Source organism: Lentilitoribacter sp. EG35, from assembly GCF_040784015.1.
Classification (GTDB): Bacteria; Pseudomonadota; Alphaproteobacteria; order Rhizobiales; family Rhizobiaceae; genus Lentilitoribacter.
Genome location: NZ_JBFNGQ010000016.1, coordinates 1 through 13,436 on the forward strand (window position 1 = coordinate 1; position 13,436 = coordinate 13,436).

A 13,436-nucleotide genomic window follows, 5' to 3' on the forward strand; every position below is an offset into this window, starting at 1 on the left:
TGCAGCCTCTTACCGCCACGCCCGTTCTGATGCGTTTAGTCTCTGGGCCGACTACACCACAGAAATGAAGGCTTGATCTAGCCATCCACAATCCTTTACAATCTGGTGCAAACAACTTGGCAATACCGCTGGCCCTATTCTACAAACAATAGAACAATCAAATTTCTGGCAAGAACAATATCGCCTATGAAAAGCTTGCAGGCTCTAATTTTGATACAAAAGGTTGAACTTGAATTTCATCTTCTCGAGCTCTTGCCTTTGCTATGTCATAACTCGCTTGCATATTCATAAGCGTGTCCATTTTTACTCCAAAGGCCTTTTCGATCCGCAAAGCCATATCTGGAGACAGATCTGCCCTTTCATTCAAAAAGGTTGAAAGCGTTTGACGAGATACACCTAAAATTTCCGCAGCTTTCGTAACCTGTAGACCTTCAGGGTCAATTATTTCTGATTTTATAAATGCACCAACATGTGGGGGTACTGCTAATCGATAATCTCCAACTATTGCCATTATCTGAACTCCTTAATGATAGTCTTCAAAATCGAGATTTATAATCTCAATTTGGTTATCATGAATTACAAATGTTATGCGCCAATTCCGAGACACAAAAAGACTCCATGTACCTTTACGATTCCCGGTAAGTTTATGTGCTTTCCATGTCGGAATTGAGCGCACTTCATCTTGACTACCCATGTTTTGTAAAAATGCGAGAATGTTTCGTATCTTACCAACATACTGTGCTGGTAAACCTGAGATATCGCCACGCTCTATAAAACGTCGCAAACCTTTGTGCCTTACATCTGTAATCTTCATTAAAGCAAAAGTAGTGTCAAAAAACCATAATGTCAAGCGTCACGTGACGGATGTCACTAATATATTGGATTTGGTGGGTCATGTTGCGTTCCTTTCGCCGGCGTAGATAAAGCCCCTAGGCAAGCCGACCTCGGGGACGTTGCCATAAATGGGGGCTCGTCGCAAAGTTTATTGAGTTAACGTGATTTTGAGGTTTGGCTGTTGAAACGGTGCTCTGATTTATTGGAGTACTGCGTCGTGATTCTCAATGCCATAGCAAAAAAGCTGAAGTCCCGATCCAAACATGATTTTAAAGGCCGCCAGTTTGAAGCACAACTGATCATACAAGCCGTGGCTTGGTACTTGCGCTATCCGCTAAGCTATAGAGATCTTGAAGAAATATTCTTGGAACGTGGTTTTGAGGTTGATCACAGTACCATTAATCGTTGGGTACTGGCTTATGCGCCCATGATAGAGAAGCGATTGCGTCAGTTCCGCAAATCACATTGTGGTTCAATTCGAATTGATGAAACTTATGTCAAAATTAGAGGACCCCTCTCATTGATTGCTTTGCAATCAACTGTCGGGCAGCGAGTGGAAATATCTATACCGAGCCATCGATAAACATGGCAACCCAGTAGATTTCTTGCTTTCAGCAAAGCGTAATCTAGATGCGGCAAAGCGGTTCTTCCGCAAGGTGTTAAAGGATGAGCCTTTGCTTGCACCACAGAAGCTTGGAACCGATGGTGCAAACACATTTCCATCTACAATCAAAACGTCCGTAGACGAAGGTTTGCTCCATCCCAACCCCGTACATTATGTCACTAAACATCTCCAACAAGGCATTGAAAGCGATCACTTTCGGGTCAAGAAGAACATGCCAAAGGTTGGTTGTTTTCAATCCTTCAATACGGCCAGGCGAACAATTGCAGGCTTTGAAGCTATGTTATGGTTGAGGAAGGGCTTTGGTAAATCGTGCAGTTGGAATGTTAACAATCAGAATGAACTAATCGGGCACCTCTTCGGCGTTCAATGGGTTAACAAAGTATGAAAGTAGAGCCGCTCATGGGTAATTACGGCCTCTGATAATCTTTGCGACAAGCCCGGCAGAACGCCTGGTGACAATTGAAGATGCTGTGGAGCTTCGACCAACGCATGCCAATACTGTTGCTCTGGTTGCAAACCGACGCGAAGGGTCAGATCGAACAACAGCGAAACTGCTTGAGAGTTCACTGAGGATGCGACCCGACAGATTGATTGTCGGTGAGCTCAGAGGAGCTGAAGCTTATAACTTCCTTGAAGCGATCAATACTGGGCATCCTGGCTCCATCGGTAGTGTCGCAAAGTTTACGCTCGGTTCATCTTGATTTTGTAATAGACCTTTAGTTCAGCGTCTATTCAGATTGAGATTTAAATGATTGACTTTAAAGGTAACCATTACACAAAAGGTGTCATCCTGTATGCAGTATTCTTCTATGTCCGTTATGCTGTCTCCTATCGTGATCTGGAAGAAATCATGGAGGAGCGTGGTGTTGAAGTTGATCATGCGACTCTGAACCGTTGGGTGGTAAAATATTCACCAATAATAGCATCTAAAGCGCAACGCCGGAAATCAAGAATCAGTTCATCGTGGCGGATGGATGAGACTTATATCAAAGTTAAAGGCAAGTGGGTCTATTATTATCGTGCTGTCGATGAGAATGGCAAAACCCTAGATTTCATGCTGTCAGAGCAACGCGATGCCAAAGCAGCTCGACGTTTCTTCAAACAAGCCATCGATACTAACAATGTGCCGGACAAGGTGGTTATCGACAAAAGTGGTGCCAATTTAGCAGGGCTGCTATGGACCAATGTAATGTTGAAATTCACGAACGATAGTAAGTTGATCAAGATATTGCAGGTGAAATATCTCAACAATATAGTAGAACAGGATCACAGGTTTATCAAAAAACTGACACGCCCCATGATGGGCTTTAAATCGTTCCACTCGGCTTCAGCAACGCTGCAGGGTATTGAGATCGCACATATGATCCGCAAATATCAATTCGGTAGAACAACCCAATCTGTTTTCCAACAGTTTGCTGCACTCGCAGGATAACTGTATTCACAATTAGGATAAATTTACCCAGCAACAAACTTTGCGACACTACCGCACAACGTGCTCCAATGTTGGATTTCGTATATTGTCTTAAAAACAAAAAAATATATTGGGTTGATTTGATCGAATTATCACTACGTCTATTTAAATTTATGCGCGATAAATGAAAACCTGATGAATTTCCGGAACGTCCGCAACGGGCCAGATTATGACTCTTAAACGCGAGTATGGCATCTCTCCTTTGGATGCGACAAGCAGACATCAGTCTTGGTTGACTCCAATTTCCAAAAGCAAGAAATGATCCAATTCTGCCCAATTGCCTTTGGATTGGTCGGAGCGATAGATCAACGGGTCGGGTGCAGAGCCACCCTCGTCCAGTAGGCAATGGTCATACGTAGAAAATTCCCCTGCCCTTTCCAACATAGTTGAACGGGCATTCCTCGCGGCAGCAATTTTCTGCTCCTTTCCATTCTCCGCTTCGCTGCGATCCTATTCCCTTCGGTGGATGCAAACCGGACGCCGTCGATCCTTTATCGTCCTATCCAAAACGAATAGGTCAGATAAGGACAATAACATGCAAAATTCAGAAAGTTCATCCACTAGCCAAACTGCTCATATGCTTGATCAACTGGCATTATTAGGAGCCACGCCAAGTTCTGATGAGACTGATCACTGCGAATTACCAGAGACCGATCAAGTAGAATTCTCTATCGGGGTGCTCTTCGATTCCGTATCAGACCTTCTATCAGGTTCCCAACTTGAGAACGATATTGAAGAAATGCTCTGGTCTTTGACAAATATATTTCATCGTCGATTAGTCCAACTGAGTAAGCAATCTGACAATGTCTCACTCGAGATCAAGGAAATGATCACCCAACAGGATGGTTCCGAAGTAAGATCAACCGAACTGGAGCGACTACAATCAAAATCTGAGAAGTTATTTGAACATATAACCGCCTATGAGGGGATGCGAGAACATGCAACCGAATGCTTTGCTTCTGAAACTGGATCGGCTTGGCTTCCACGAACAGGCTCAAGAATTTCAAACAAAGCTCTAACAGCGTCCGTCATTGATAGTAAATCATATATGATGGCGAAACGCCGAAAGGAAACTGAGAACCTATGCCCTGAAGGCACACGAATTGCTTTCTCTGGTGGCGATTATCAGGACCATCACAAAATATGGTCAGTGTTGGACGCCACATACAGCAAATATTCGGACATGATTCTTTTACATGGCGGCTCAACAAAGGGTGCTGAACTCATAGCTGCCAAATGGGCCGACGCCAGAAACGTCACCTAAGTCGTATTTAAACCAGATTGGAAAGCGCATCGTAACGCTGCACCATTTAAACGAAATGATAAATTACTGGAAACCTTGCCACAAGGCCTGGTCGTAACACCCGGTACTGGTATTACTGAGAATTTGGCGGATAAAGCTAAGAAGCTTGGAATACAAGTGAAACGGATAGGGTTTTAGAACTCTATCCAACCTTCACCGATTAAACGATGGATTCTCGATTTATGTCAAAATATCGATGCCGGACTGCTCGAATAGATCTTCAAGCTCATCTGTCCCGTTTTCTTTCGCAAAATCACTCTCGAGTTCTGATGTGCCAATGATCTGAAGAAACGCGACCGTCTTCGTTTCAAGCTCCCGGGATTGGAAGGCACTTTCCCAAATAAAGGGATCCACCAGCATTGCGTGGTCCAATGTGTTTGAAAGACCATCATACATCCGGAAAACATTTGGATGGATAACACCTGGATAGACTCCATATTTGTCTTTTATAATATTGAATGCGCATGTTGAGACAATATTCATGAAGAGCTCCGCTTCGCTCTCACAAATGCCAATAAGTTTCACACCGAAATCCAATTTTTGGCGTTCAATATTGAATATCTCAACATCCGATAGTCCTATAGTGGAATAGGAACTTAGGCCATTGTCAGGGTCATTCTGGCATTTGATGATATCGATCTCATGAGATTTACCATCATCGTAGAAAGACTGCACCGCTGGTACGCCGCCAAATGCGTCAGCGATGGATCTAGCAAGCATCTGGTTTTCTTGCGTTGGCATTAAATAGACCCCTCCCCTTTCATTATCTTGGGCGTTGGATCTCCAGACCATTCAAACTTCCATGTGTCACCCTGCCGGACATTTTGTACTGAGCGTGGACGAAATGCAGCAAGACATAAGCCCCCTGCCCTGCGAACGGATGGATAAATGATGCCCTGTGAGCCAGATTGTCTTAGCGAGGCTGCCAACGCTTGTCCTTGGGGATAGGCTTGGTGAGGGTCTGAAGCGAAAATATCATCATCAGCAAACTCTCGTAAATCATGCATATCAATTATGAAACTCGCTATGAGTTCTCGGTAGTTCGTAATGTTCTCATATATGCCGGTGGCTTCCAGCTCTCTGGTTAAATGCCATGATACTTCAGCATGAGCGGTTTCAACGGCCCCTTCTCCCCAAGAGGCATACCAAGCTCCTCTATCTGGGCCATTGAATCTGTTGCCAGTCGACCGGGTATAGCAAAACGCAGCATTCACATACGTCCATCCATAACCATCATGTTCATTCAGGAGTTCTTGAGCGAATATGCCCGAAGGTAATGGCATTCCTGTATTTTGGCGAGAGGACGTTAGTTCTTCGATACTTGCCAGAAAATCTAATTCGTCTTCGTCATCAACAAGTGGGGTGAGAGCTGGTTCATCAATATAAGCTGTTGAGATCAGTCTTATTGTGTCTCGTTGTTCAAAAGGAACAATCGGCACATTGTCTGGATTGATCACATACCACCCCGAAGCGCATCAATATGTTGGCGGGCACGCATCATCGCTGGAATGCCACCGGCTATCATAACCTGAACAGGTGATTGTCCCATAAAGTCAGGGCCATTGTTATTCGTTTTCGGCCAGCCATAGGCTAAAGGACCGTTGAATAGCAAACGTAGCCCCTTAAACAAGCCAATTAACAGACTAGCACGAGTGACCTTATCCTGATCTAATACGCCTTTATAGGATCCAGCTTTCATACGGCTCCAGGTGGCTGAAGGAACATCAAACAGTGAAGCAGCCTCGGCATTGGTTAAATCCCATGCGTCTGCAGTACGAACAACTGCTTTTATGATTGCTGCAATTTGATCCTTCTCATTTAACGGCACCAATTGCTTTGTTTCTGGTGCTTGCAAAGCTGCTTGAGACATAGTGTAACTCCATATGAATATGTGATGTATATCATATGATAAGGCTTGATGTCAATTACAAGTGACCGAGTTAAAACTAAACACCTCGGTTATGCGACTTCTTATCGTTTAATATGAACGCGTATTCAACGCTGTTCTCCTAAACGGGCTTCTGCTTTAATGAATGTTGGTCGCAGATGTCGTCGCTGTCCCTAAGGTTATTTTCTTTCTTTTTCCCCTGCCTTTGTCAATCAAGATTGCCAAACATTTCATTGGGCATTCCTCGCGAGCCAAAAAGAATTCAAATCGCCCCTCTCCGCTCCGCTTCGCCTCCATAAATTCCGGTAGGACGAGGGCCTAAGACACCTGCCTTGCGACCATCATTCGCAACGCCAACAAGGAGAACGACAATGACTACTGTAAACATTATTAAGTTCGAAAACGACGATATCGCAACTTCACGAGCTTCTGGATCAATCTCAACACTGACATTTGATCTGGACTTCACACTTGAACCAAACAATTCACAAAACCTTCTAGCTCCAACGCATCGTGTTCTTGCTCGCTCACCAAGCGGTAAAGCAATTGAAGTTGGTGGAGTTTGGAAGAAACAAAACCAGGTAACCAATGAAGATTATTTCACTCTGAACATCCGCGAATTTGGCTTCAACGCAAATCTCGGTATGGCCGCCGGTCAGGATGATGAAAGCGTTCAGGCAGTCATCGCCTGGGGACCACGTTCAAACTACGCGGCGTAGCAACCACGCCCGATCAATTTGGCCGGTCACATAAGATCGGCCAAATGTTTATAGGCAAATTATGACGAGGAGGATCGCTATTAATATCGCTTAGAGACCGTTCATATTTGCTAATGTCACGTTAGGAGAAAAGATTACCTGCTTCGACTTATATGGAGGTAATGTTTAATAAATCAGCGTCGCTTCTAAGGGATTCAAATTATATCGACATGAGAATTTAAGCAGAAGAAAGAATCGATTCGCAAAATGAGGTGTGAAACGCACGAAACGACTGATTATGTATTAATAATGGCGAGTTTACAGCTGTAAACTTGGTGAAAGATAGAGAATTATAGTCCAATAGACGGAATCAAATGATTCCCTTCCGTCAAGGGTCTTGACTTAACGAAAAATTAAGGAACATTGGGGCTTAGTTGCGCAAATAAACATTAAAATGCTGAGAAACTGCAACCATGATCCAAACTGCGCCTATACTGGCAAACTCACAATCTGAACTTACACAGCAGATGTCAACACGATTACGAACGGCTTTGTCAACACATTTACGGCAGGCTTATGCACCGGACGATCGAAAAGAATTACGAATATTTAGTGCCACAGAAGCGGCTGAGCTATTAGGTGTTACTGGGCAATTTCTTCGTAAGTGTCATAGTGACGGAACTATCAACGAGCCAGATATCATTAAAAATGGACGCCGTTTTTATAACGGTTCTGAGCTAAATGAAATTCGCCATTCGTTCGAGAATGGTTCCCGCACACCCGGAAAATATATGCCTGGGCGCCGAGATGGTGATAGTCTTCAAATTATTCAGTTGATGAATTTCAAAGGTGGTTCGGCTAAGTCGACCTCCGCAATTCATTTGTGTCATTATTTAGCTTTAAATGGCTATCGCGTCTTAGCTGTTGATCTTGATCCTCAAGGCAGTCTCACTGGGTTTTGTGGAATTCAATCAGAATTAGAGTTTGACGGCGCATCAATTTACGACGCAATTCGTTATGACAATCCGGTCCCAATGTCCGATACCATCATCAAGACCTATTTTCCAAATCTTGATTTAGCACCTGCAAGACTAGTCTTGAGCGAGTTCGAAACTGAGACTGCGGTAAATGCTGGTCAGGGCGTTGCTTTTTTTGAACGCTTGAGCTCTGCCATTCGAACAGTTGAGGGAGATTATGATGTTGTTATTATCGATAGTCCACCAGCTCTAGGATTTTTGACATTAACTGGCTTATATGCGGCGACATCAGTTCTAATACCGATGACGCCAAGTATGCTTGATTTGGCCTCAACTCAACAGTTCATAGAAATGACATCGGCCTATCTTCAAGTGATTGAAGATACCGGAGCTGTACTAAACCATGATTTCTTCTCGTTTCTGATAACACGCGATGATCCCACCGATATTCCTAGTCAGCAAATTGTAAGCCTGATGAGAGCTTTGTTTCAAGACCGTGTGCTCGCTTCTACCGGGTTGAGAAGTACGGGTATAGCGGATGCTGCAATGTTAAAGATGTCTATTTATGAGGTTACTAGATCTGATATGACCCGATCAACATATGACCGCGCCAGAGCTAGTATGGATGAAGTGGGCTCTGAGACTTCACGGCTAATCCAAAGTGCGTGGGGTAGATAATATGGCGATCAAGAAAAATAAAGATGGAATAATGGCCGCGATTACAGCTGCCACTGTGTCACCGGCAGGCCTCAATGAGCCACGTGAACGGGCACAACGCTCTTTGCCAAGAGGTACAATAGGTTCAGTTAGAGCCGGTCTTGGTGGAATTCAGGAGATTGATACAAAACTTATCCTCCCATGGGGGCCCGTTGATCGATTAGATACAGAGTTTACAGCTGTAAACTCTGATAAATTGCCCTCTTCCATCGATGATTTGGCTGAAAGTATCTCAGCATCAGAACAACAGGTTCCAGTACTGCTGAGGCCTGCAAAGGATCACGATGGTCGTTTTGAGGTTATATATGGTAGGCGCCGGATCCTAGCATGTAAGAAACTTGGTATAACCGTTAAGGCGCTAATTCGTACCCTTGATGATACTGCCGCATTAATGGCAAAAGGCCTTGAGAACTCGAGCCGATCAGATTTGAGTTTTTATGAAAGAGCAAGGTTCGCCTCCGATATCATAAAGCAGGGTTACGAACGCTCCACTGCGTGCCAGGCATTGAATATAAGCAAGAGCATGCTCTCGCAGTTAGAGCGCGTCACTCGCACCATTCCAGATACATTAGGTGATAAAATTGGTTCAGCGCCGGAGGCTGGTCGACCTAAATGGATGAGTTTGGTCGCGGCGTTCGAATCAGGACTTCTGGATGAAGTCAAAAGTTTTGAGTTCTTAAATTCATTGCCAGATAATTTAAGTTCCGATGAGCGACTTGCTCGGCTAATCAATGAATCAAAGACCTCATCCCATAAAGAAAAAGTTTCTCAAACAAGAACTCCGATAGATGGGGTTCAAATTAGTAGCTCGAGCAGAAAATTGACTGTGTCGGTGAAAAGCCAAGGTAACAGTAAAGACTTTGCCATCTGGCTTGATAGAAACATCGATCATTTATTAAATAATGCGTTCGAGCAGTTTAAATCTGAAAATGAGTCAACATAGAATTGTTGATGGAATTTCAGCAAACTAAAAAATAGAAGGATTAACATTTGAAATAACGGCAAAAGAAAAGCCCCAAACCATGCGGTAAGGAGCTCATCAAAAGTATTTAGCAGTTCTTAGATAGCACCCTCCGCGAATCAGTGTCAAGAAAATAGCATCGATTTTGGTGAATGGATTTCTATTGCCTTCTTAAAACTAAAGGAGGTTGAGTAAATATCATGACGAATAATGGTTGGCGCAAGCCAACACCGGGTCTTGTTGTTGCTGAAAAGCACGCTCAAGTCGGTGAACGGCTATCTATATCCAAAACAAAATCAATCGTATCAATCAAGCGTGTTGCTTCGGCACTTGGTCTAAAGTCCGCTGATGTGATGCTTCTTGATTGTTTCGCAGCATTTACTAAGGCTCAAGACTGGGAGCAGGGCAGGCGGCCTATTGTCTGGGCTTCCAACAATTACCTTATGGAGCAAACTGGATTTTCACTAGCCGCTCTCAGACGTCATATACGCCGATTGCTCGAGCATGGCGTTATTTGGGTCAAAGACAGTGCGAACGGTAAGAGATACGGCCACAGAGATGACGAAGGCTATATAATCGAAGCATATGGCTTTGATTTGTCTCCTCTGGCTGCCCGCGCTGAAGAATTTGAAGTGTTACATGCCCAACTTCAAGAAGAGCGCCAATTCTGTAAGTCTTTGAGAACGTCTCTGACCGTTTCGCGCCGTATTATGCGTGCCAAGATCGACAAAGCCCTTGATAATGGCCTCAGAGGGCCGTGGCGTACGTTGAAAGCTGAATATGAAGGTCTAATCGATATGTTGCCTGGTGGCACTGTGAGTTCTTCCAAGCTGCTCAATATCTTGGATGTGTTCAACGAGCTTAAACTGCGCATTGAGGAAGCCTTCGAGAATGCATTTGATTGGCCGGAAACTGCGGATGATAAGAATCCCCGATCAGAAAGTTCTGAAGCTGACGACAATGATGCTCTTTTAACTGAAAAAGATACACCCAAGAGTCTCAAAAATGAGACCCATATACTATATACAAACCAACCCAATCTTGTAACTAGTAATATCAACGAAACAAGAAAGAAGCCGAAAGCACCTGCTCAAACACCAGCAACAGTTGAACCTGATATGGGTGAAGATGATATCAATTGGGGAATGGGCGGTGAAAAACGACTAAGCACCGAAGTTGATATCTCAACTGTGATGCAAGCCTGTCCGAAATTTGCTGAAATGGCGCATGATATGGGTGGCTATCTGCATGATTGGAACGAGTTTCACCGTATGGCTGGTCAGATTAGGCCAATGGCTGGGATTTCTGAGGATGCTTGGAACGTCTCACAGCGAATTCTTGGTCCTCACATCGCTGCAGCGGCCGTTGCGTTGATATTTGATAAGTACAGTTCTGGCGAAGTGTCATCTCCGGGCGGATATCTGCGTGGTATCGTTGATAAACACAAGTCTGGTGATCTTCATTTGGCAAGAAGCTTCTATGGAAGGCTCAATGAAGCAAGAGCTGTGATGTAATGGTGAGAATTGTTCAGAAATGATTTGGAAATCGCTCTTTTCTGGTTCCGGTCTTGATTGGTATTCCATCAATCAATTAGATCAAATACCAACCGCGGGCGGAGCCTATGTTTTGATCGTGTTTCTCTCAAAGGAAGTTGAGTTTTCATCGCCAAAAACAGGCAGTATATTGCTGGATAAGGGATTTTACTTCTACGCTGGGAGTGCAAAGGGCCCGGGCGGATTAAGGAGCCGATTAAGCCGTCATTTCAAATCGGATAAGAAACCTCATTGGCATATTGATCAACTTACCATTCATGGAAAAGCAGTTGGTGCATATGTGAAGAGAAGTGGGAATGAGTGTGATCTCGTTGATCTCATGCTAAAGACCAAGCAATTGGCTTTTGTGCAGGACGGGATAGGGGGTACAGATTGTTCTCGGTGTAAATCTCATCTTCTGAAGGCGTTCACAGGAAAATCTTCGATTCAAACTAACTAATTGGGTTCACTGTAAACACTTATGAAACATTTTTGGTGCGATAACATCGACAGGAGAGGCGCGATCTTATCGCTCAGATGTGTATTTTGTACTGGCCTGTTTACAGGACCTCTCCAGACTTCAATACAATGAGCTTTATAACCCAGCAGCTTTCGTGAGATTAACACGGAAACGATCTCTGCGTCTTTGATATTGTCGTGTCATTTCCGCAGATGCATGGCCTAGATGTCTTTGAACATAGCGTTCATCAACTTCCGCGGAAGACGCAAGGCCTGCGCGAAGTGAATGTCCGGAAAAACACAAGACCCGCTCAGCGTCTCCCTTACCTGGTCCAATACCTGTTTCAGCAACACATTTTTTGATAAGGCGGGATATATGTTTGTCGTTAAGTCGATCTGCTTTCACACTTGAATGATCTCTGGTGACGGCTCTGAAGATCGGACCATGTATAATCTTGCTGTAATGTAACCATTGCTCCAATGCATGGATGGGGCAGGTGGCATCAGTGGAGCCTCGGCCGATCTCGACATCTCGCCATCCAGTTTTACCTTTGACCCAGATGACGGCCCCGTCTTCGAAGGTATCAATCCAACCGCCGGAATCTTCGGTCTGATCTTTGCCAATATCCAACCCAACAATTTCTGAACGCCTGAGACCTCCGGCATATCCAATAAGAAGAATAGCTTTATCGCGCATGCCTCTGAGATCAAACGGGAGTATCGAGATCATTTTGATGATGTCTTCCGCTAACAGAGCTTCCTTTTGTTTTGGAGGCCTAGCATGTTCTCGCTGAATACCAGCCAGGACAGTTGAAATATGACGATCTTGTCGATCAAGCACTAATCCTCGTTGTTTAAAATTCCAAGAAAGACCCGATAATCTTCTTTCTATTGTTGAAACGGCAAGGGGAGGGGAGGCATCTTGTGGTGAAGCAAGTTCGGTGATGTAAAGTCCAATGACTTGCGGGTCAGGTTCAAGGTGATCAGCTCCACGGCGCCGGCACCAACTGCAAAAGTACTCCCAGTCCTTCTTATAAGCTAGATTTGTATTCTCAGAGGTTGATTTCTCAGCATAGCCTTGTGCTGTTTCAATGAGGCGATCCAGTGAACCAGAGCCGGCAACAGAGTTCGGAACACTAATGACGTTCTCTGAAATCACGACATCATGTGTTCTCTCGTTGCCATTATTGTCGATTGAATGCTTGGCGTCTACTGGGTTTGAAGCTTGATCCTTGTTTTCAGGAGGCATAAGTATTATACTCCTTAAATATACGTATGGAAGAGGTGTCTGAATTGGCTCGTGCGAAAGTGAATCTAACCGTTGATCGCGATGTTCTCGATGAGGCTCGGGAGTTGGATCTTAATATGTCTCGTTTGGCTGAGAATGCAATTGCAAGTGCAGCAAAAATAGAACGCAATAGGCGTTGGCGGGAAGAGAACAGCGAAGCACTCGATGCATATGAACAGGAGGTCAAAGAAAATGGCCTGCCGCTCGCTGAGCATCGAACATTCTGATGGCTCAATTTGATGTCTTTAAACTGAAAAGTGGTATTTTTGTCGTTGATCTTCAGACCGATCTGATTGGCATTGAGGCATCTCGGATTGTCGCTCCGTTGAGAGGGCAGGGTGCTTATACAGCTTTTCCCGGCCTGACGCCAAAAGTTGAATTTGCCGATCAAACGTGGATTGTTCGCGTTCAGGAATTGGCCTCTGTTACGGGAAAAGAATTGGGTGATCCTATAGGGACGCTGGAACATGCGCGCGATGAATTGAAACGTGCTCTTGATATTCTTATTGATGGTTTTTAATCGGTTCGCCGCGCTCCCCGTAAGGTATAGAGCGCCGATGGTGTTCTCTGAAATCACGACCTGATGTGCTTTCTCGTCGTCCTCATTGTCGATCGATGAGGAAGGGGCTTTTGAGCTCAATTTCTCAGCATTTTCATGTTTGTTTTTAGGCATGCTGTAGGAC

Annotated in this window: 16 protein-coding genes and 1 pseudogene; 11 read left to right on the forward strand and 6 right to left on the reverse strand. The window is 44.4% G+C overall.

What is annotated here, in order from left to right:
- Positions 1-184: 184 nt before the first annotated feature.
- Positions 185-511: a HigA family addiction module antitoxin gene (locus AB2J24_RS19000; protein WP_367386673.1), complete on the reverse strand. Its 327-nt coding sequence runs from the start codon at positions 509-511 to the stop codon at positions 185-187.
- A gap of 12 nt (positions 512-523) precedes the next feature.
- Entirely contained in the window at positions 524-814 is a 291-nt protein-coding gene (locus tag AB2J24_RS19005) for a type II toxin-antitoxin system RelE/ParE family toxin (protein ID WP_367386674.1), read from the reverse strand.
- A gap of 237 nt (positions 815-1,051) precedes the next feature.
- On the opposite strand from AB2J24_RS19005, the pseudogene AB2J24_RS19010 reads away from it, so the two are divergent.
- The 4 genes and pseudogenes from AB2J24_RS19010 (at position 1,052) to AB2J24_RS19025 (ending at position 4,194) form a co-directional block, all read left to right on the forward strand.
- Positions 1,052-1,844: pseudogene (locus AB2J24_RS19010) on the forward strand (IS6 family transposase).
- Positions 1,845-1,908: 64 nt separating this feature from the next.
- Positions 1,909-2,160 carry an ATPase, T2SS/T4P/T4SS family gene (locus tag AB2J24_RS19015; RefSeq protein WP_367386706.1) on the forward strand — a complete coding sequence of 84 codons (252 nt, stop codon included), beginning with the start codon at positions 1,909-1,911 and terminating at the stop codon, positions 2,158-2,160.
- A gap of 47 nt (positions 2,161-2,207) precedes the next feature.
- Complete coding sequence (locus AB2J24_RS19020; RefSeq protein ID WP_367386675.1) at positions 2,208-2,891, forward strand: IS6 family transposase; 684 nt, start codon at positions 2,208-2,210, stop codon at positions 2,889-2,891.
- Between the two features lie 574 nt (positions 2,892-3,465).
- Entirely contained in the window at positions 3,466-4,194 is a 729-nt protein-coding gene (locus tag AB2J24_RS19025) for a DUF2493 domain-containing protein (RefSeq protein ID WP_367386676.1), read from the forward strand.
- 219 nt (positions 4,195-4,413) lie between these two features.
- Here AB2J24_RS19025 and AB2J24_RS19030 read toward each other — a convergent pair whose 3' ends face one another.
- The 3 genes from AB2J24_RS19030 to AB2J24_RS19040 are packed head-to-tail and all read right to left on the reverse strand — an operon-like array spanning position 4,414 to position 6,103.
- Positions 4,414-4,974, reverse strand: coding sequence for a suppressor of fused domain protein (locus AB2J24_RS19030; RefSeq protein WP_367386677.1), 561 nt, complete (start codon positions 4,972-4,974; stop codon positions 4,414-4,416).
- Positions 4,974-5,690 (reverse strand): RES family NAD+ phosphorylase, encoded by a 717-nt coding sequence (locus tag AB2J24_RS19035; RefSeq protein WP_367386678.1) that lies wholly within the window; start codon positions 5,688-5,690, stop codon positions 4,974-4,976. Before AB2J24_RS19035 ends, AB2J24_RS19030 begins: the two co-directional genes overlap by 1 nt.
- Positions 5,687-6,103 carry an antitoxin Xre-like helix-turn-helix domain-containing protein gene (locus AB2J24_RS19040; protein ID WP_367386679.1) on the reverse strand — a complete coding sequence of 139 codons (417 nt, stop codon included), beginning with the start codon at positions 6,101-6,103 and terminating at the stop codon, positions 5,687-5,689. Before AB2J24_RS19040 ends, AB2J24_RS19035 begins: the two co-directional genes overlap by 4 nt.
- A 389-nt stretch (positions 6,104-6,492) precedes the next feature.
- Here AB2J24_RS19040 and AB2J24_RS19045 point away from each other — a divergent pair, with 389 nt between their 5' ends.
- The 5 genes from AB2J24_RS19045 to AB2J24_RS19065 all read left to right on the forward strand — a co-directional run bounded on the left by AB2J24_RS19045 (position 6,493) and on the right by AB2J24_RS19065 (position 11,466).
- Positions 6,493-6,840, forward strand: a complete 348-nt coding sequence (locus tag AB2J24_RS19045) for a DUF736 family protein (RefSeq protein WP_367386680.1) — start codon at positions 6,493-6,495, stop codon at positions 6,838-6,840.
- 452 nt (positions 6,841-7,292) lie between these two features.
- The gene (repA, locus tag AB2J24_RS19050; protein ID WP_367386681.1) at positions 7,293-8,474 is read left to right on the forward strand and encodes a plasmid partitioning protein RepA; all 1,182 of its coding nucleotides are present in this window, start codon (positions 7,293-7,295) and stop codon (positions 8,472-8,474) included.
- Position 8,475: 1 nt separating this feature from the next.
- Entirely contained in the window at positions 8,476-9,456 is a 981-nt protein-coding gene (gene repB / locus AB2J24_RS19055) for a plasmid partitioning protein RepB (protein WP_367386682.1), read from the forward strand.
- 218 nt (positions 9,457-9,674) lie between these two features.
- On the forward strand, positions 9,675-10,988 hold the full coding sequence (gene repC / locus AB2J24_RS19060) for a plasmid replication protein RepC (protein WP_367386683.1): 1,314 nt from the start codon (positions 9,675-9,677) through the stop codon (positions 10,986-10,988).
- Between the two features lie 19 nt (positions 10,989-11,007).
- Positions 11,008-11,466 (forward strand): GIY-YIG nuclease family protein, encoded by a 459-nt coding sequence (locus tag AB2J24_RS19065; RefSeq protein WP_367386684.1) that lies wholly within the window; start codon positions 11,008-11,010, stop codon positions 11,464-11,466.
- Between the two features lie 135 nt (positions 11,467-11,601).
- Here AB2J24_RS19065 and AB2J24_RS19070 read toward each other — a convergent pair whose 3' ends face one another.
- Positions 11,602-12,714, reverse strand: a complete 1,113-nt coding sequence (locus tag AB2J24_RS19070) for a tyrosine-type recombinase/integrase (protein ID WP_367386685.1) — start codon at positions 12,712-12,714, stop codon at positions 11,602-11,604.
- 44 nt (positions 12,715-12,758) lie between these two features.
- Between AB2J24_RS19070 and AB2J24_RS19075 the strand changes: the two genes are divergently transcribed.
- Both AB2J24_RS19075 and AB2J24_RS19080 read left to right on the forward strand, forming a co-directional pair.
- Positions 12,759-12,980, forward strand: a complete 222-nt coding sequence (locus tag AB2J24_RS19075) for a type II toxin-antitoxin system CcdA family antitoxin (RefSeq protein WP_367386686.1) — start codon at positions 12,759-12,761, stop codon at positions 12,978-12,980.
- Positions 12,980-13,273, forward strand: a complete 294-nt coding sequence (locus AB2J24_RS19080; protein WP_367386687.1) for a CcdB family protein — start codon at positions 12,980-12,982, stop codon at positions 13,271-13,273. The genes AB2J24_RS19075 and AB2J24_RS19080 overlap by 1 nt, the downstream gene beginning before the upstream one ends.
- Positions 13,274-13,436: the final 163 nt, after the last annotated feature.

Excerpts from the sequence above, each read along its gene's own strand:
- repC (WP_367386683.1), top strand. The coding sequence starts at position 9,675 with ATGACGAATAATGGTTGGCGCAAGCCAACACCGGGTCTTGTTGTTGCT.
- AB2J24_RS19065 (WP_367386684.1), top strand. The coding sequence starts at position 11,008 with ATGATTTGGAAATCGCTCTTTTCTGGTTCCGGTCTTGATTGGTATTCC.
- AB2J24_RS19045 (WP_367386680.1), top strand. The coding sequence starts at position 6,493 with ATGACTACTGTAAACATTATTAAGTTCGAAAACGACGATATCGCAACT.
- AB2J24_RS19070 (WP_367386685.1), bottom strand. The coding sequence starts at position 12,714 with ATGCCTCCTGAAAACAAGGATCAAGCTTCAAACCCAGTAGACGCCAAG.
- AB2J24_RS19030 (WP_367386677.1), bottom strand. The coding sequence starts at position 4,974 with ATGCCAACGCAAGAAAACCAGATGCTTGCTAGATCCATCGCTGACGCA.
- repA (WP_367386681.1), top strand. The coding sequence starts at position 7,293 with ATGATCCAAACTGCGCCTATACTGGCAAACTCACAATCTGAACTTACA.
- AB2J24_RS19025 (WP_367386676.1), top strand. The coding sequence starts at position 3,466 with ATGCAAAATTCAGAAAGTTCATCCACTAGCCAAACTGCTCATATGCTT.
- AB2J24_RS19040 (WP_367386679.1), bottom strand. The coding sequence starts at position 6,103 with ATGTCTCAAGCAGCTTTGCAAGCACCAGAAACAAAGCAATTGGTGCCG.
- repB (WP_367386682.1), top strand. The coding sequence starts at position 8,476 with ATGGCGATCAAGAAAAATAAAGATGGAATAATGGCCGCGATTACAGCT.
- AB2J24_RS19080 (WP_367386687.1), top strand. The coding sequence starts at position 12,980 with ATGGCTCAATTTGATGTCTTTAAACTGAAAAGTGGTATTTTTGTCGTT.
- AB2J24_RS19020 (WP_367386675.1), top strand. The coding sequence starts at position 2,208 with ATGATTGACTTTAAAGGTAACCATTACACAAAAGGTGTCATCCTGTAT.
- AB2J24_RS19000 (WP_367386673.1), bottom strand. The coding sequence starts at position 511 with ATGGCAATAGTTGGAGATTATCGATTAGCAGTACCCCCACATGTTGGT.
- AB2J24_RS19005 (WP_367386674.1), bottom strand. The coding sequence starts at position 814 with ATGAAGATTACAGATGTAAGGCACAAAGGTTTGCGACGTTTTATAGAG.